At 66.0% G+C, this 17,865-nt stretch carries 11 protein-coding genes; 8 read left to right on the top strand and 3 right to left on the bottom strand.

The window, feature by feature from the left end:
• Positions 1–35 precede the first annotated feature (35 nt).
• The 5 genes from BJ958_RS13850 to mobF all read left to right on the top strand — a co-directional run bounded on the left by BJ958_RS13850 (position 36) and on the right by mobF (position 8,122).
• A complete protein-coding gene (locus BJ958_RS13850; protein ID WP_179727365.1) occupies positions 36–1,232 on the top strand; it encodes a restriction endonuclease subunit S in 1,197 nt (398 codons plus the stop codon).
• Positions 1,229–3,496: a GmrSD restriction endonuclease domain-containing protein gene (locus tag BJ958_RS13855; RefSeq protein ID WP_179727366.1), complete on the top strand. Its 2,268-nt coding sequence runs from the start codon at positions 1,229–1,231 to the stop codon at positions 3,494–3,496. The genes BJ958_RS13850 and BJ958_RS13855 overlap by 4 nt, the downstream gene beginning before the upstream one ends.
• The gene (locus BJ958_RS13860) at positions 3,477–3,785 is read left to right on the top strand and encodes a hypothetical protein (protein ID WP_179727367.1); all 309 of its coding nucleotides are present in this window, start codon (positions 3,477–3,479) and stop codon (positions 3,783–3,785) included. The genes BJ958_RS13855 and BJ958_RS13860 overlap by 20 nt, the downstream gene beginning before the upstream one ends.
• A gap of 8 nt (positions 3,786–3,793) precedes the next feature.
• On the top strand, positions 3,794–5,275 hold the full coding sequence (locus BJ958_RS13865; protein WP_179727368.1) for a type I restriction-modification system subunit M: 1,482 nt from the start codon (positions 3,794–3,796) through the stop codon (positions 5,273–5,275).
• Between the two features lie 201 nt (positions 5,276–5,476).
• Entirely contained in the window at positions 5,477–8,122 is a 2,646-nt protein-coding gene (gene mobF, locus BJ958_RS13870) for a MobF family relaxase (RefSeq protein ID WP_218865750.1), read from the top strand.
• A gap of 14 nt (positions 8,123–8,136) precedes the next feature.
• On the opposite strand, the gene BJ958_RS13875 is transcribed toward mobF, so the two are convergent.
• Entirely contained in the window at positions 8,137–8,751 is a 615-nt protein-coding gene (locus BJ958_RS13875) for a helix-turn-helix domain-containing protein (protein ID WP_179727369.1), read from the bottom strand.
• 99 nt (positions 8,752–8,850) lie between these two features.
• Between BJ958_RS13875 and BJ958_RS13880 the strand changes: the two genes are divergently transcribed.
• Both BJ958_RS13880 and BJ958_RS13885 read left to right on the top strand, forming a co-directional pair.
• On the top strand, positions 8,851–9,093 hold the full coding sequence (locus tag BJ958_RS13880; protein WP_246319044.1) for a helix-turn-helix domain-containing protein: 243 nt from the start codon (positions 8,851–8,853) through the stop codon (positions 9,091–9,093).
• A 58-nt stretch (positions 9,094–9,151) separates the two neighbouring features.
• The gene (locus BJ958_RS13885; RefSeq protein WP_246319045.1) at positions 9,152–10,345 is read left to right on the top strand and encodes a tyrosine-type recombinase/integrase; all 1,194 of its coding nucleotides are present in this window, start codon (positions 9,152–9,154) and stop codon (positions 10,343–10,345) included.
• Positions 10,346–10,468: 123 nt separating this feature from the next.
• Here BJ958_RS13885 and BJ958_RS13890 read toward each other — a convergent pair whose 3' ends face one another.
• Positions 10,469–12,400, bottom strand: coding sequence for a DUF4209 domain-containing protein (locus BJ958_RS13890; RefSeq protein ID WP_179727370.1), 1,932 nt, complete (start codon positions 12,398–12,400; stop codon positions 10,469–10,471).
• An 84-nt stretch (positions 12,401–12,484) separates the two neighbouring features.
• On the opposite strand from BJ958_RS13890, the gene BJ958_RS13895 reads away from it, so the two are divergent.
• Positions 12,485–16,462 carry a helix-turn-helix domain-containing protein gene (locus tag BJ958_RS13895; RefSeq protein ID WP_179727371.1) on the top strand — a complete coding sequence of 1,326 codons (3,978 nt, stop codon included), beginning with the start codon at positions 12,485–12,487 and terminating at the stop codon, positions 16,460–16,462.
• A 272-nt stretch (positions 16,463–16,734) separates the two neighbouring features.
• Here the strand turns inward: BJ958_RS13895 and ychF are convergent, their stop codons facing one another.
• On the bottom strand, positions 16,735–17,808 hold the full coding sequence (ychF, locus tag BJ958_RS13900; protein ID WP_179727372.1) for a redox-regulated ATPase YchF: 1,074 nt from the start codon (positions 17,806–17,808) through the stop codon (positions 16,735–16,737).
• Between the last annotated feature and the right edge of the window lie 57 nt (positions 17,809–17,865).

Below are 17,865 nucleotides of genomic sequence, written 5' to 3' on the forward strand. Positions count from 1 at the left end.
ACTTGATCACGGAACCCCTTGCGAACGGGAGATCCGTGAAGGACCAACCCGGCGGATTTCCCGTCCTGCGACTCACTTCTCTGCGCAACGGCACCATCGATTTGCAGCAGCGCAAGGAAGGCGCTTGGAGTCGTGCAGATGCCGAGCGGTTTCTCGTCAGAGCAGGTGACTTCCTCGTTTCCCGAGGAAATGGCAGCCTCGACTTGGTAGGGCGCGGCGGGCTAGTGGCTGTCGATCCCGACGAGGTGGCGTTCCCGGACACCATGATCCGAGTTAGACCGGACACCACGAGGGTCGAGCCCAGATTCCTCGCCCTCGTTTGGTCGTCTCCCAGCATTCGCCGGCAGATCGAGTCGTCTGCTCGAACTACCGCCGGCATCTACAAGGTCAACCAGACTGGCCTGGGCGCCATCGCAGTGCCGCTCCCGCCCCTCCAAGAGCAGCGCCGCATAGTCGACCTCCTGGAAGACCATCTCTCCCGCCTCGACGCCGCCGAGTCATACCTGGATGCAGCGCTCCGGCGCGTCGAGATGCTGAGGTGGGGTTCAGTAGCGGAGGCAGTTACAAGAGCGGGCGGACGAGAAGTTCGGCTCGGCGACATTGCGTCAGTTCGCAATGGCATCTTCGTTTCACGCCCGGGCTCGGAGCCCAACGGTGTGCCGATTCTCCGGATCGGAGCGGTTCGATCCCTGTCGCTCGATTTGAGCGACCTGCGCTACTCGGAGCGCACCGAGCAAGATCTGCGTGAGGCGGATGGGATAGCACAACCAGGCGACCTGCTGTTCACGCGGTACAACGGAAACCATCGATTCGTCGGCGCATGCGCGGCTGTCCCTGACGATGCGCCGGTACTCACATACCCGGACAAGCTGATCCGCGTCCGAGTGACCGACGATGCCGCATTGTCGGAGTTCGTAGCGCTGGCGTGCTCGGTTGGAGCCGCCCGGGCAGAGATCCAGGCATCGGTCCGAACGACGGCGGGGCAGGCTGGTATCGCGGGCCGAGATCTCAAGAACGTGACCGTGACGGTTCCTGATCTCGAAGCACAACGGGCAGCCATCAGGGCGGCCAGCGAGTCCGGGCTCGCGGCAAACCGGCTCTCGCACGAGTTGGAGATCGCCCAACGACGGACTGCCGCCTTGCGCCGATCCCTACTGGCGGCCGCGTTCTCCGGCCGCCTCACCAGGGCCGAGTCCGATCTGTCAGCGGCCGAGGAGATGGTCAACACATGAGAGCCGGAGACGAGCTGCTCGGAGCGGTCTTCAACAAGGACCACCGCTATGTGATCCCGATCTTCCAGCGCCCGTACGTGTGGGACGAGGAGGAGAACTGGATCCCCCTGTGGGACGACATCCGCAAGGCCGCCGAGTCCGCGGAGACGCAGTCGGAGGGGGGAGACGACGAGGACGCTCAGGAGTACTTCCTTGGCGCCCTCGTGACCCAGCATCGCAGCCCGATCCCGCGGCGCACGCCCACTTCCATGGTGATCGACGGACAGCAGCGGATGACGACTTTCCAGGTATTCCTGGCCGCCGCTCGACGTGTGGCCTTGGAGTTCGGAGCACTGCGTGCCGCCGACAGCTTCGCGGCCCTCGTGCGCAACCGGGTGAGCGTCGACAGCGACCATCCAGAGGACCGGCTCAAGGTTGCACCGCTCGCGCATGACTTGCGCGGCTTCGAATGGGCCGTACGCGAGCCTGACGATGCGTCTTCACCACCGAACGTTGGCCACAAGCTCGTTCGGGCATCTCTCTGGTTCGAAGACGCCGTCCGCGACTGGGTCAAGGAATCCTCGTCAGCTAGCGACCGGCTCGACTTCCTCCACTTCGCCGTCGAGAACCGCATCAAGGTGGTCAGCATCTTCCTCGACGCGAAAGACGACCCGCAGATCATCTTCGAAGCCCTCAACCACCGCGGTGTCCGCCTGGACGCTGCCGACCTTGTCAAGAATCTGCTCTTCCAGATGCTTGACCGCCAAGGCGACCAACACCTTGAGCATGAGCTGTTGAACGACCACTGGTCCGTGCTCGATAGCGGGCATTGGCGCGAGGAGGTGACCACAGGCCGCATCAAGCGAGTGCGGGTCGACATCCTCCTGGCCTACTGGCTGAGCGCGCAGCGCGGCGAAGAATCCTCGGTCGAGCACCTCTTCGAGGACTTCAAGCGCTGGTTGCGTGCATCACAGGCGAGAGCCGCCGACGTCATCCGAGATATCCGCGTCTACGCCGACACGATGGACCGGTTGCAGCGACTTCCAATGAGTTCCCCAGTCGCACAGGCTCTCGACCGGTTGGACGCCACGAAGACCACCACGCCGTGGCCTCTGATCCTATTCCTGCATGCCTCTTCCGAGATCCCCGAGGATCAGGCCGTCATCGGCACGCTCGCGATCGACTCGTTCCTCATGCGCCGTGCGATCTGTCGCATGACCACCAAGGACTACAACCGGTTGTTCGGCACCCTCCTGGGCGCGATCAAGGCTGGCGATGTCACCCGCGCCGGAGACCTGCTCGTCGCGGGTCTGGCGAGCCAGACAGCCGAGAGCCGGATCTGGCCGGACGACTCAGCGTTCATCAGCGGGCTGATGAACAGCAACCTCTACAACGATCTCGTGCGCGCCCGCCTGCGCACGCTACTTGTAGGGCTGGAGAACCACCTGCTCACGAGCCGGGCCGAGCCCACCCTGCCTCACCGAGCAGCCAGCAAGGGCCTGACAATCGAACACGTCATGCCGGTGAAATGGGAAGAGAACTGGTCGCTGCCGAAGGGCGTTCCAGGATCGGTGATCGAGAGGCGCAACAACTCGATCCACCGTCTCGGCAACCTGACCCTGGCCACGCAGAGCCTGAACTCAACTCTGAGCAACCAGGCCTGGAGCAAGAAGCGGCACACACTCCAGACCCATAGCCTCGCCCGGCTGACGACCGGGTCGATCCTGACCTTCCCCGACGGTGTCGACAACTTCACCCAGGACGAATGGGTCTCAGCTTGGGACGAGGACCGGATCGGTCTCCGGGAGCTGGCATTGATCAGGTACGCACTCATGGCTTGGCCTCGGCCGGCTGACCAAGACGCCGACATGCTCGACCTGGAGGCCTTCCAGGTCGCAGAAGCCAGCAAGGTCGCGGAAGTCAGTCGGGTTGCGGAAGCCACCCGGGTTGCGGGGACACGTACACGAACGGACAACCCCGTGCACGGCGATCTACTGCCGCTCATCGTGCGCGGGCTGGTGGTACCCGGGGACCGGCTGCGGCATCAGAAGGTGCGATCCGGCACCGAGTTCCATGCCACCGTGACGGGCTCAGGCGGCCTGGACACGTCGGCGGGCCACTTCCGTGCCCCGTCACCTGCCTTGTCGAAACTCGTCGGCAGCTCGCGCAACGGCTGGACTGACTGGACGCATGTCCCGACGGGGAAGACGCTCGCCGAGCTTCGAGAGATGCTCCGCGATTCTCTGAGGGACGGAGCAGAGAACGATGGAGAAGATGATGGATGACACGACGTTCGTCATGGACGGATACACGATCGACTTGGATCAGCTCTATCGAGCGATGCATTCGCAATCTGTGCTGGAGGGTGGCATCCGTGTCTTCCACGGCAACAGCAACGATGTGCGCGCAGTTAAGCGGCTTCTCCACGACCTCTTCGATGTCCCGGTCCGCGACAGGGTGCATCCCATGAACAACCGCATCCGCAAGGAGGCTGAGATCCGGATGGCAGCTTTGGGCTGGGCGACAAAGGACCCCGGCCGATCTGCCCGCTACGAGCTCCACCGAAAGCTGTGACCGTGACTATGTCTGACTCCCGGCGCCTCGTCGACAAGCTCTGGTCCTACTGCAACGTCCTGCGTGACGACGGCGTCGGCGTCATCGAGTACACCGAGCAGCTGACCTACCTGCTGTTCCTCAAGATGGCGCACGAGCGGGCTAACCGGAGGCTGAACCCGCAGCAGATCGTGCCGCCCGAGTACTCGTGGCAGAAACTCCTCGACGCCGAAGGCACGGAGCTGGAGGTCACCTATACCCAGATTCTGGTTGGCCTTTCACAACAGCCGGGCACGCTCGGCACGATTTTCCGGAAGGCCCAGAACCGGATTCAGGACCCGGCCAAGCTCAAGCGACTGATCGTCGACCTCATCGATCAGGAGAACTGGTCAGCTTCCGGCACCGACCTCAAGGGCGACGCCTACGAGGAGCTGCTCTCGAAGGGCGCCTCCGATAAGGGCTCCGGCGCCGGTCAGTACTTCACGCCACGCGAGCTGATCCGGGCGATCATCGAAGTCATCGACCCCAAGCCCACTGACACGGTCGTCGACCCTGCCTGCGGCACCGGCGGATTCCTCCTCGTCGCCCACGAGCACGCCTCCCGCGACGCCGCCAGCCTCACACCGACCGAGCGCGAGCACCTGCGTGACCAGTTCGTTTCCGGCTATGAGTTGGTCGACGGCACCGCTCGGCTGGCTGCGATGAATCTGCTGCTGCACGGCATCGGGACACCGAACGGCGACTCGCTCATCGAAGTGCGCGACTCCCTGATCGCCGACCCCGGCCTGCGATGGTCCGTGGTGCTCACGAACCCGCCCTTCGGCCGCAAGTCGTCGCTCACGATGGTCGGCGCGGACGGACGGGCCGTGCGCGAAGACCGCGACATCGAACGCCAAGACTTCGTCGTGACGACGTCCAACAAGCAGCTCAACTTCCTCCAGCACATCATGACGATCCTCGACATCAACGGCCGCGCCGCGGTCGTCCTGCCCGACAACGTCCTGTTCGAGGGCGGTGCCGGCGAGACGTTGCGCCGCAAGCTGCTCGCGGACTTCGATCTGCACACGATGATCCGGCTCCCCACCGGCATCTGGTACGCCCCCGGTGTGAAGGCGAACGTGCTCTTCTTCGACAAGAAGCCGGCGGCCGAGCGGCCGTGGACCCAGAGGCTGTGGGTTTACGACTTCCGGACCAACATGCACTTCACGCTCAAGCAGAACCCGCTCCGCCGGACAGACCTCGACGACTTCGTGACGTCGTACCTGCCAGGCAAGGACCGCGCGGAGCGGGTGGAGTCCGAGCGTTGGAAGGCCTTCGCGTACGGCGAACTCGTGGCGCGGGACAAGGCCAACCTCGACATCACCTGGCTGCGCGACGAGTCCCTCGAGGACGCCGACAACCTGCCGGCACCCGAGATCATCGCCCGCGAGATCGTCGAGGACCTGACCGCGGCGCTCGTCGAGTTCGAGGCCGTCGCCGCCGCACTCGAAGCCTCTTCCGCCGACTCCTGATCTTCTCGCTCTTCCCGACCCCTCCCACCCTCGCCTTCACCTACAACCGTTGGCTCTTCACGGTCCCCAAAATCCCCTCCCCGTCATCCCTTGCCTACCAGCCACACCACCTTCATTCACAGCGGCACGCATGCTACGAAGGTTCGTAGATGGGTCGCCCGTGATCGGGCGGCCCACGCGGCATTTCTAGGGGTCCGTTGGTTGTCGACGGACGTCGTGGAGGCGGTGATCGGCGTGCGTGGCGGAGTGAAGTTCTACCGCGGCGCTGCGAAGGCAGCCCGGGCATACGTCGAGCGCGACCGCTCGCGGGCGGATGACTACTACCTCGGCGAGGGCACGGGCGTCGCCGAGCGGCTCACGGCGACCCCGGACGGCGTCAAGCATGCGGGGCCGATGGATGGCGAGACGTACGAGCAGTGGGTCGCCGGGATCGACGTCGACACCGGACGCAAGAAGGGGCGGGTCAGGGAGGATGCGAACGCGCTGCGGTTCGTCGAGGTCACCGTCAACGGCCCGAAGACCTGGTCGCTGGCAGCGGCGCTTCATCCCGAGGTCTCGGCGGCGCTGGACGCGGCTCAGGACAGGGCCGCCTCCGAGATCGTCAGCTGGGTCGCCCAGCATGCAACCACCCGCGTCGGGCCGCGGGGCCGGCAGGTTCAGGTGCCGGTCGAGCGGATCGAGGCCGCCGTGATCCGGCACTACACATCGCGGGCCGGTGAACCGCACCGTCACCTGCACCTCCAGGTCAACGCCCGCGTCTGTGCGGCCGGCGTCTGGCGGGGCCTGCACTCGGTGGGTGTGCGCGACATGATCGAGGCGATCAACGGGATCGGGCACGCTGCGGTCGCCACTGACCCGGAGTTCCGGGCGGTCCTGGCCGCACACGGCTTCACCCTGGACGCCGAGACCGGGGAGATCGAGCAGCTCGCGCCCTACGTCGGGGCGTTCAGCGCCCGTACCGCTCAGATCCACCGCAACATCGACCGGTACGAAGTCGAGTGGCGGCGCGAGCATCCCGGCCACGAGCCAGGGCCGCGGCTGCGCGAGGCCTGGGATCGGCGGGCGTGGGCCGATGCGCGGCCGGACAAGGTCGTCCCCAGCGACGGCGCCGACCTGGTCGCGAGATGGAACGCCGAACTGCGCGACTTGGGCTACCGCGACCCTGCCGCCCACGCCGTACTGGAGGCGACCCAGGTGGGCTGGATCGACCGGGATGGGGCGGCGGACTGGGTGATTTCCCAGCTCGGGGCGAGGCGGTCGGCGTGGAACCCCGCGGACATCCGCGGCAAGGCCGAGATCCTGCTGGCGCAGACCAACCTGGTCGCGGGGCCCGCGGCGCGCATCGAGCTCGCCGAGGACATCACGGCCCGCGCCGCCGCACGCTGTGTTCGGCTGCTCGCCTCCCCCGACGTACCCGAACACGTCCGGTCACTGACCTCGCAGCAGGTGGTGAAAGTGGAGGCGGACCTCGTCCACCGTCTCGCCCGCCGTGGCGAGAACCCTGCGCGGCGGGTCCGTCTTCAGGGTCGAGGGCTGGCGCGGGTCGACCCCACCCAGGCTGCGGTTGTCGGCGCCCTGGCCGGTGACGGCCCGCTGGTGGTCGTCGAGGGCGCGGCCGGTGCGGGCAAGACCACCGGGCTGAGGTCGGCGCAGGCCACGCTGGCTCAGCAGGGGCATCGGCTGCTCGTGGTGACGCCGACGTTGAAGGCGGCCGAGGTCGCCGCCGCGGAGACCGGTGCCGAGGGACACTCGGCGGCCTGGCTGATCCACCAGCACGGCTGGCGCTGGGACGACGACGGGCACTGGGCACGGCGACCCGACGCCACACCCGACCCTGCCGCCCGACTGCGACCAGGGGACCTGCTACTCGTCGACGAGGCGGGCATGCTCGACCAGGACACCGCCCGCGCGCTCCTGACGATCGCTGACGAGGCGGGGGCGCGGGTCGCCCTGGTCGGCGACCGACACCAGCTACCCGCAGTCGGGCGCGGCGGGGTACTCGACCACGCCCTCGCGTGGGCCCACCCGACCGGTGTCGTGTCGTTGGAGAAGGTGCACCGGTTCACCGACCCCGACTACGCCGCGCTCAGCTTGATGATGCGCAAGGGCGAGGACCCGGAGGAGGTGTTTGACTCGCTCCTTCGCCTCGGGCAGGTCGTCATCCATCCCAGCGACATCGAACGTGACCTCGCGCTCGCCCGGGCCGGTGCCAGCGGTGACCTCGTGGTTGCCGACACGCGGGAGCAGGTCGCCCGTCTGAACGCCGCGATCCGTGACCAGCGCCAAGTCACGGCCGAGTCCACCGTCTCGATGACGACGTTTCGAGGTGAACGGATCGGGCTCGGGGATCGCGTCGCCACCCGTCGCAACGACGCCGACCTAGAAGTCGCGAACCGGCAGACCTGGGCCGTCACCGGACTCGGCGAGGACGGCAGCCTCACGGTCCGCGGACGGGGACGTGACCGGGCGCTCCCCGCGGAGTACGCCACCCGGTTCGTCGAGCTCGCCTACGCGACCACAGTTCACGGCGCCCAGGGAGAGACCGTCGACCGAGCGCACGTCACCATCGGGGCCACCACCGGGGCTGCCGCGGCGTACGTGGCGATGACCCGCGGCCGGAACGGCAACAGCGCGCACCTGGTCGCTGAGTCCGTCGAGGACGCCCGCAGGCAATGGGTCGAGGTCTTCGCCCGCGACCGTGCCGATCTCGGCCCGGCCCAGGCGACGCGACAGGCGATCGAGGCCATCGATCGGTACGGCAGCCTGCAGCGCCGACGTCCGGCGCAAAGGCCCGTCGAGGAACCGCCACGACCCGTCCCGTCCTCCAGCAGCGGGATCGGCCTGTGAGACCCGCCAGTGACTCAAGGACGCGGCTTGCGCCGGCGGACGGGTCGCCACTCGACGCCGATCTCCTTCGCGAGCCAGGCGCTGAAGCCGGCCGGGTCGCGCGGCTGCATGTCCTGTGGGGCGGTGGCCGCGTCGATCACGGGCTGCCAGGCTGCTCGGATCACGCTCGGAAGGTTCAGCCGCTCCCAGACCTGCATCAACAAGATCCCGTCGACGGATTCGAGCATGAGATCGATAGCGCCGAGCCCGATCACCCACTCGTAGTAATCGATGCGCTCGGCCTCGTTCGACAGATCCCACACCAGCGGTCGGCGGGACTTGGCGAGGTATCCCAGGACCTGGATCTTGCTGAAGCAGTCCGGCATCGGCACCGACCAGAGCCGTTCGGGCACCACGTATCGGCCAATCTCAGCGTCCTGGCGTATGTCGAAGTCGATGATCGGCTTGATCGACAGCTCGGCGTCGGCGGCCTCCAGGAGCCGCTCGACGACCTCCAAGGTCGGCGACTTGCGGCGGGACTCGTACTCCGAGACCGACGACTGCTGCGTCCCCGCCTTCACCGCCAGCTGCGCCTGCGATATCCCCGCAGCCTTGCGGGCGATCTCGATAACCGTCTTCGGCGGGTACATGATCGCAGAATATCGCTGATCATCGATTGGATTGAGCTGCGCACCTACTGGGTGAGGTCGAGAACCGCTTGGCCTCATCGACCAGCGAGGAGCACCACCATGACCGCACAGCAGATGAACCCCGACAACAACCGCCGCCCGCCGGCGAGCCTTGGCGACGAGATGCTCAGCCTCCAGGAAGCCTGCGCCCTCCTCCGCGTCCCCGAAGGCACCCTGCGCTACTGGCGCCACCTCGGAGCCGGCCCTCGCAGCTTCAAGGTCGGCCGCCACGTCCGCTACTGGCGCGCCGACCTCATCCTCTGGCTTACCGAGCAGACCAACCGTCCCCAGCACCACCGCTGACCCTGCCCCTCGTCGGATCTCAGAGAGACGATGGAGCCATCCTGGAAGGAGCATCACCATGGCGGGAAACATCGCCAAGCGAGCCAACGGCAAGTGGCGGGCGCGGTACCGCGACGAGGCCGGTAACGAACGCGCGCGACACTTCGACCGCAAGATCGATGCGCAGCAGTGGCTGGATCAGGTGACCTCGGCGGTGGTCACCGGCACGTACGCCGATCCCAAGGCCGGCCGGATCACCTTCGCAGCCTTCTTCGGGGAGTGGTCGGCCCGCCAGGTCTGGGCACCCGGCACTGTTCTCGCGATGTCGCTGGCGGCGAGGTCCGTGCCCTTCGCGGGGAAGCCGATGAAGCAGGTCCGTCGATCCGACGTCGAGACCTGGATCAAGCAGATGAACGCCGCCGGACTCGCCCCCGGCACAATCAAGACGCGGTACGTCAATGTCAGGTCGGTGTTTCGCGCCGCTGTGAAGGACCGGGTGATCGGTTCCAACCCGACCGACTGCGTACGCCTCCCCCGCGGCCGACGTCCGGACGTGGCCATGTCGATCCCCACCCCCGAGGAGGTCGGGCAGCTCATGTCCGTGGCCGACGAGCGGTTCCAGCCGTTCATCGCCCTCTGCGCGTTCGCCGGCCTGCGGCTGGGTGAGGCCGCGGGGGTCCAGCTCGGTGACGTCGACTTCCTCCGCAAGTCACTCAAGGTCTCCCGCCAGGTCCAGCGCATCAACGGCGGAGCTATCGACGTGCGGGCGCCGAAGTACGGGTCAGAGCGCGTCGTCTACCTCGCCGACAGCCTCGTCAACGTGCTCGCCGCGCACGTCGCCGACCACGGCACGACCGGCAAGAATCAGTGGCTCTTCGCCGGAGAGGGCGACGATCCGCCGCACCAGAACACCGTCGGCTACTGGTGGCGCAAGACGCTGCGCGACGCCGACCTGACCGGCATCAAGCTCCATGACCTCCGGCACTTCTACGCCTCCGGCCTTATCGCAGCCGGGTGCGACGTCGTGACCGTCCAGCGATCGCTCGGCCACGCGAAGGCGACCACAACGCTCAACACCTACGCTCACCTATGGCCCACCGCCGAGGACCGCACGAGGAGGGCAGCGGAGTCGATCTTGTCCGCCTCCCTCGGCGGGACGGTCGCGACACTCGCCGACGCTTCCGGGCCGGGTGAGCAAGCGAGATCTCGGACTGCACCTGCATTTCGCCGAGCTTCGCCGAGCAAACACGCGGTGCGTCACAGCGCGGATTGACGCGCGTCCGCGCAGCGGAGCCAGTCGTCATTCGTTACTCGGCCGCTCAGGTCGCACCCCGCGTCCTGCTGGTCCCAACGTGGGCTCGCCGGCAACCCAAGGGACTTCTTGGCCTGAGCCGACCTACTCGTCGGGGTGCTGGTCTTCCGCCAACGCCCCCGCTTCGATGTCGGCTGCAGGCTGCGCCGCCGGCTCGGTGTCCGCTCGGCCGGTTGCTGTTGAGCCTTCGCCGGACTCTGCTGCCTGCGTCCGAGCGCGGTCCATCATCTCGATGACCGGCCACGTCACCAGCCGAAGGCAAAACCACCACATGTAGAGCGCCGAGTAGCTCCATGCCGAGTTGTCATCGAGAAGGCCGTGCGCGACGTCGTTGCGGAGGTTCGGACCACCTTGGACGACCAGCATCGCCTTCATCTCCATGACCATCCCTGCACCGAAGATGTCCTCGGTCTCGGTCATGTCGAGAAGGGCGTTCAAGCTCTTCTCGCTCTCCACGCCGTGCTCATCGACGAACAGCGTGTGCACATCGTGCCGCCTCAACATGACCCGCACGACCTGCTCCAACTGCGGGACCAGAACAGAGACCGCAGCGCCGTAGTTGCCGCCCAAGCCGAGAGCCAGGCCGTTGCCCCACAACGTCTCGTGGCCCTCGGGCACCGTCGGCGATTCCATGCACAGCGACACCATGTACTGCCGACTGAACCGGTGCTCAGTAGTCAGGACCTCTTGCGCAGGCTGGATGATGCCCTTTCCGAGCAATTCGGAGTGAAAGAACACCGTGCGGACCATCTCGGCCCAAACCGCGTCCTCATCCGTCTGACCAGATGACCCCGGCCTCGATGCGATCTTCCGGAAGTCAGACGAAAACGTTGAGGATCCAAAGATGTGGCTGATGCTGCCTTCCAGCAGCTTCTCGGCGTTCTCGCGCGTACTGGCTTCATCTAGCGGCGCTGCGAGCGTCGCGAATGCGGCCAGCGCGTCGAACTTGTCCGCGTGACCCGAGACTTGCGACCGTGCGTAACACACGGCGTCAGTCAGATCGACCGGGTCCGACTGGATACGCATCATCTGCTCCATCGACGACTCCCGGCTCTCACGCAGCCGAATGCGGAGGTCGTCAATGAGCTGGTCGAGTTCGTTCTCGAGCCGGTAAGAGCGTGGGATGGTTCGGAGGACTGCGATTGCCTTCTCCAGGAAATGGCCCTCGACCAGCGCGCCCGCCTTCGGGTCCGTCTGAACGCGGGAATCGGCTTCTGCGATGTATGTCCGCGCAACGCGCTCGGTCGCTGCGTTCGCCGCCGCCGCGTCCGAACCACCAAGCCATGCGAGCGCCTCACGCTCGAGGTGGCGTGACAGACGTGGCGTTACCGACGACGCCTTTTCCGCGAGCGCGAACATTGCTTCGCACACCTCAGCCCGCCCGGCCGCGTCGACACGACCGTGCTGGCGCAAGGTTTCCGAGAACCCCACCGTTCTGAAGTTGTCTGTCACCTGGCCGGCCAAGACCTGAGCCTTCAGCGCGTCCGACATTTCCTGCACCCGGGCCTGGCCGTCCGCGCCGCGCCGCGCTGCAAGCGCGAAGGCCCGAACCCACGCGTCCTTCCCCACGCTGAACCACACATCGCCCGTCAGCGGCGCGGCCCGGTATGCGTCGATGGCTCGGTCCAACATCGCGATGTCCGACCGGTCCCCGTAGACCCAGGCGACATCAGCGACCCGAGCCCGCAGATCATCACGTTCGACCAGTGGAGCGATACGCGCCAGCAACGCCACCTGGTCAGCGTCCAAGTCCGCCGGCACTACCGTCCGCTTGCCACCGAACTGCATCGCGGGCGTGAACGGCTCCAACCAGTCCTCAGCGTTCAACATCGCCGACGACACCATCGCCAACACCTGCAGCACTAGTTCGTGAAGCCCCGTGACAGACGGATCGGCAGCCGCCCGCTCGAGATGCGTTGACAACAACTCTGGCGGCTCATAGGGGTCGTCAAGCGACGCCGCCGCCAGCACGTCCTCCCACCACGACGGGTCGATCGCGTCGCTCACCGGATCCATGTCCGCTCCTCCGCCTCCACTCCTCTGCGCCGGGCCAACGTCGGCATCAAGTACACAAAGTCTACATACGGGTATGCTGTTGGTGTGAATGGTGCTGCTTCTGAGTTCCTGAACGTGCGTGAGACGGCCAAGCGGCTGGCCGTGCACGAGAACACCGTGCGGGCGTACGCCAAGCAGGGATTGCTCCCGGATGCGCGGGTGCCGGGGACGTCGTTCTACAGGTTCCGTGCGAGCGACGTGGAGCGCCTCAGAGCGCAGCGCGGAGCGCCCGCCGTGAGTCTTGCTGCCGAACGACGAACCGCCAGTCCCGAATATGCGACTGCAAGCCAGCTCGCGCTGTGGCCCCAGACCAACGCGCGCGAAGCTCAGGATCGGCTTCCAGAGTTGGTGCGTAGGCTCTTGTTCGAGACCCCCGGGGCTGGCCAGATCTCAATTCGGACAGGCGATGGGGTCGCCCTGGCCGGCAAGGACGGCGTAGCGACCCTCGAGCGGCAGACGCAATTGCTGCCGGCCGGAACGATCTGGTTCGAGTTCGGCACCGACAAGGACTCCAAGCGCAAAGCCACCAAGGACTACGACGGACGAAAGGGCGAGGCATCGCAAGATGTCACCTTCGCCTTCGTGACAGTCCGTCGATGGCAAGGCAAGGACTCGTGGGCCGCCGCGCGCCGAGCCGAGAATCTCTTCAAGGATGTCCTCGTCCTCGATGCGGATGATCTCGAAGCTTGGCTGCAGGTTGCGCCCGCCGCACACCTGTGGATCTCGGAAACTCTCGGTCTTCGCCCCCGGGACGCGCTGACTCTGGAGACATGGTGGGACCGCTTCTCCGCCGCGACCGAACCGGCTCTTCCGCCGAAGCTCTTCATCGCCGGCCGGGCTAAGGAGGCGCAGCGACTGCGCTCCCTGCTTGGTGACGAGCCGAGGATTACATCGATCCAGACCGAGTGGGTCGCCGACGGCCTGGGGTTTCTGCATGCGTGCCTTACGCCCGACGACGACAACTCGACTGAGCCCGGCGCCGTCACAATCGTCCGGTCGACGGGCGTCTGGGATCGAATGGTGGCACTCCCGGGGCCCGGGATCTTGGTGCCCGACTTTGACAATGCAGACGTAGCCCGCGCCCTTGCTAGCGGGAGGCATGTCGTCTCTATCGTCGATAGCGGCTCTGCCGTGCGCCGCAGCGTCGACATTCGCCTGCCGAGGGTCGGTCGAAACGAGGCGGCCGAGGCCTTCCGAGCAGGCGACGTCGAGTGGCGCCACGCCGATCGCCTCGCGGTACTTGCTCGTCGGAGCATGCCCGCATTGGCGCGGCGCCTTTCGCGCTCACCTCGCGTGCAGCAGCCCACGTGGTCCCGGCCACCGCTGGCCGACACGCTCGCCGCACTGATGCTGGCCAGTCGTTGGACCGATCTACCGGGGGACCTGCACGTCCTGAGCGAGCTGGCCGCAATCCCCGTGGTCGACCTACAGCGCGCTATCGCCGACGCCAGTCGCGGATCCGATCCGGCGATCCGGAACGTGAGGAATGTCTTTGTATTCACTTCCTTGGAGGAGGCGTTTCTCGAGTTTGGCAACCGGGTGTCATCAGATCTGGCATCGCGGTGGGCAGAGATCGCAACCAGCGTTCTCCTGGACCCAAATCCCTATGAAGGCCTCAATTCACACGAGCGGATCGCCGCTCAAATGAAGGGACAGCGCCGAACCTATTCTCCTGCCCTGCGGCGCGGCATCGCCGACAGCCTCGCCCTGGCAGGAGCGATCGAATCAGTCCCCGGTGGCACCAATCACGCTTCTTCAGTGGCCGAACAGGTTGTGCGCGACGTTCTGCGTCAGGTCACTGCCGGCTCCAAGGGTCACACTTGGGGAGCGATCGCCGACGTGCTTCCGCTTCTTGCCGAGGCCGCTCCAGACACCTTCCTTTCGGCGCTGGAGGATGACCTTGCAACCAGCGAGCCGACCGTCGGCCGCATGTTCCAGGCCATTGACGATCCGCTGGCACTGGGGCCGTCGGGTCAACAGCATCACCTGTTATGGGCCTTGGAAGTGCTCTGCTGGTCGCCAGACCACCTCGTCCGCGCAACACAGATCCTGAGCGAACTCTGCCGCTACGAGTTGCCGAAGAACTCGGGCAACAATCCCCTCGCAAGCATGTCGACCGTCCTTTGCGGATGGATTCGGAACACTGGCGCAGATCTTGCAACCCGACTCCAAGCGCTCGATGCCAGCCGGATCGTGAGCGAGACGACAGGTTGGGCTTTACTCAAGGCGCTGTGGCCCGACAGCAATGCCTGGGTCTCGCCGCCCAATGAGCCGCGCTATCAACTCTGGAAACCCCCCAGCGACCGGATGCCGAACAGCGAATGGTTCGCTTTCGCGACGAGCCTGGTCGACCGAGCACTCGCATGGGTCACGGCAGATCGCACCGCCTTGCCGTGGCTTGTGGAAGCGTTGTCCACGGTGGGCCCGGATGACGCGAATCGGATCATCGAGTTCCTCGAGGACGAAGCATCGCGCGGCGACCTGGATGAAGACGTTCGACTTGCCCTGTTCGAACAGGTCCGAGAGACATCAGCGCGGCACGAGCGCTTCCAGGACGCGGACTGGGCGATGCCGACGGAGCGACGCGCCCGCTTACACAAACTGGCCGAATTGCTCCAACCTGCTGATGACCTACGCCGGTTCGCATACCTCTTCAGTTGGCACCCCGACCTGTCGGGTGCCGACCTGAGCGACTACGAGCACTACCGGACAGCGCTGGAAGCCAAACGGCGTGAAGCACTTGACGTTCTGTTTGCCCGCCCCGACGCATGGGAACAGCTCGGCGCAGTAGCGGCCCGTGCTGAGGCTCCGACGCAGGTCGGTTGGGCTCTGTCAACCTACGAGCCAATTGATGCTCTCGACACCATGTTGGAATGGCTAGCATCGGATAGCAAAGCGCTCCAGGAAGCCGGGGCAACGTGGGTCCGTAGCCACCTCGCCGTCGATGGACCAGCGGATCTCAGGCGAGCACTCGAACGGGGCGACGTGGGGAGCGAGGCCCTGACAAGGTTCGTGCTCAACGTCCCGACGGAGAGCCGGTTCTGGGAGATTCTCCGCGACTTCCCAGTCGCTGACGAGCTCTTCTGGTCCGAGGCACCTTTCGAGGTGGTTCCCCATGAAGATCTCACTAGTGCTATTGAGTTGCTCCTTGAGCGAGCACGAGCTTGGTCGGCGATTGCGGTCGCGAGCCACGGCATCTTCGACCCGACAGCGGACCAGAAGAAGCATCTCCCGACCGCAACGCTGGTCCTATCCGTCTTGCGCGCGGCGATCACTCAGGACCCGGGTCGGGCGGGGATATCACAGATGACCGGCCACTACGTGGGGACATTGCTGGACTACCTAGCCGCAGCCGACGTGTCGGTTGCCGACCTGGCATCTCTGGAGTTCGGCTATTTCAGGCTTCTCGAGCACAACCGCGAGCCACGTGCCCTTAATCGGGCTCTCGCCTCCGACCCTGCCGTGTTCGTTGATCTCGTTCAACGCACGTTCCGGGGTGCAAACGAGCCTCTCCGTCAGAGCAAGAGCGCGAATCCGCTAACCGAGCACGCTTGGTGGGTCCTTCGCGGTTGGCGCGGCTTCCCGGGACGACAGGAGGACGGCACACTCGATCAAGCTGCGATGCAGGAGTGGGTCAAGCAGGCTCGACTGCAACTATCCGACCTCGACCGAGCGGACATCGGCGACGAATTGATTGGCCAAACATTTGCTCAGGCGCCGGTCGACGCCGACGGTATCTGGCCACCAGTTCCAGTTCGAGATCTCATCGAGTCGATCGGGAGTCGCAACCTAGAGAACGGCGCAATCACCGGCCGACTGAACAGCCGCGGTGTCACCTGGCGTGGTGTCTACGACGGCGGCAGCCAGGAGCGAACGCTGGCTGAGCAGTACAAGCAATGGAGTCTGGTGGTTCAGGTGCATTGGCCCCGAACTGCACGGATCCTGCGCGCCATTGCAGAGTCCTACGAACGGGACGCCGTCCGTGAGGACGAACGAGCCCAACTGAACCAAGATCTGGACTGACGCCGCTGGCAGCCCTGGCGATGAGCGCCATGGCCGTCGCGACGGTCATCGCAATTCAGCGCCCGCGCCTGAGGTCCGTTTCTGCCGTGAACGATCCCGGACCTGCGTCACACCGCCTCGAGAGTCACCTCACGGGCGGGTCACTGGCAGCACTCGGGGTCGGGAGACCGCCCTCCGAACGGCCGGATCGAGCCCATCACACTAGATTTCTTGCGGACTCTGTGCGGACTGGGAGGGCCTATACATCCTCTGACCTGCGCAAACCCGCCGGCTCACACGTTGAAGCGGAACTCCACCACGTCACCGTCGGCCATGACGTAGTCCTTGCCCTCCATCCGGACCTTGCCGGCCTCCTTGGCCTTGGTCATCGACCCGGCGGCGACGAGGTCGTCGAAGGACACGACCTCGGCCTTGATGAAGCCCTTCTGGAAGTCGGTGTGGATGACACCGGCGGCCTCGGGGGCCGTGGCGCCCTTGGGGATGGTCCACGCCCGCGACTCCTTGGGGCCGGCGGTGAGGTAGGTCTGCAGGCCGAGGGTGTCGAAGCCGACACGGGCCAGCACCTCCAGGCCCGGCTCGGTGACGCCGGCCTCGGCGAGGAACTCGGCGGCCTCGTCCTCGTCGAGCTCGATCAGCTCGGACTCGAACTTCGCGTCCAGGAAGATCGCCTCGGCAGGGGCCACGAGCTCACGCATCTTGTCCTTGAGCGAGTCGTCGGAGAGCTCGTCGGCGTCGCAGTTGAAGACGTAGATGAACGGCTTGGCGGTCAGGAGCGAGAGCTCGCGCAGGAGCGTGCGATCGATCGAGGTGGCGATGATCGGCGTGCCGGCCTCGAGCGCCTCCTTGGCCTCCTTGGCGGCCTCGAGGTTGGCGGCGAGCTCCTTGACCTTGCGCGCCTCCTTCTCCAGGCGTACGACGGCCTTCTCCACCGTCTCGAGGTCGGCGAGGATCAGCTCGGTCTGGATGGTGGAGATGTCGTTGCCGGGGTTGACCTCGCCGTCGACGTGGGTGACGTCCTCGTCGCGGAAGACGCGGGTCACCTGGCAGATGGCGGCGGACTCGCGGATGTGGGCGAGGAACTTGTTGCCGAGACCCTCACCCTGGGAGGCGCCGCGGACGATGCCGGCGATGTCGACGAACTCGACGGTGGCGGGCAGCTGGCGCTCGGAGCCGAAGATCTCGGCGAGCTGGGCCAGGCGCGGGTCGGGCACGCCGACGACACCCACGTTCGGCTCGATGGTGGCGAACGGGTAGTTCGCCGCGAGGACGTCGTTCTTGGTCAACGCGTTGAAGAGCGTCGACTTGCCTGCGTTGGGGAGACCGACGATGCCGATGGTGAGTGCCACGGGCGGATTCTAGGGCGGTACGACGAGGGGACCCGAATCACCGCTCGGGTCCCCTCG

This window comes from Nocardioides kongjuensis (assembly GCF_013409625.1).
GTDB lineage: Bacteria > Actinomycetota > Actinomycetes > Propionibacteriales > Nocardioidaceae > Nocardioides > Nocardioides kongjuensis.

Excerpts from the sequence above, each read along its gene's own strand:
- BJ958_RS13855 (WP_179727366.1), top strand. The coding sequence starts at position 1,229 with ATGAGAGCCGGAGACGAGCTGCTCGGAGCGGTCTTCAACAAGGACCAC.
- BJ958_RS13860 (WP_179727367.1), top strand. The coding sequence starts at position 3,477 with ATGGAGAAGATGATGGATGACACGACGTTCGTCATGGACGGATACACG.
- BJ958_RS13865 (WP_179727368.1), top strand. The coding sequence starts at position 3,794 with ATGTCTGACTCCCGGCGCCTCGTCGACAAGCTCTGGTCCTACTGCAAC.
- BJ958_RS13875 (WP_179727369.1), bottom strand. The coding sequence starts at position 8,751 with ATGTACCCGCCGAAGACGGTTATCGAGATCGCCCGCAAGGCTGCGGGG.
- BJ958_RS13880 (WP_246319044.1), top strand. The coding sequence starts at position 8,851 with ATGACCGCACAGCAGATGAACCCCGACAACAACCGCCGCCCGCCGGCG.
- BJ958_RS13885 (WP_246319045.1), top strand. The coding sequence starts at position 9,152 with ATGGCGGGAAACATCGCCAAGCGAGCCAACGGCAAGTGGCGGGCGCGG.
- BJ958_RS13890 (WP_179727370.1), bottom strand. The coding sequence starts at position 12,400 with ATGGATCCGGTGAGCGACGCGATCGACCCGTCGTGGTGGGAGGACGTG.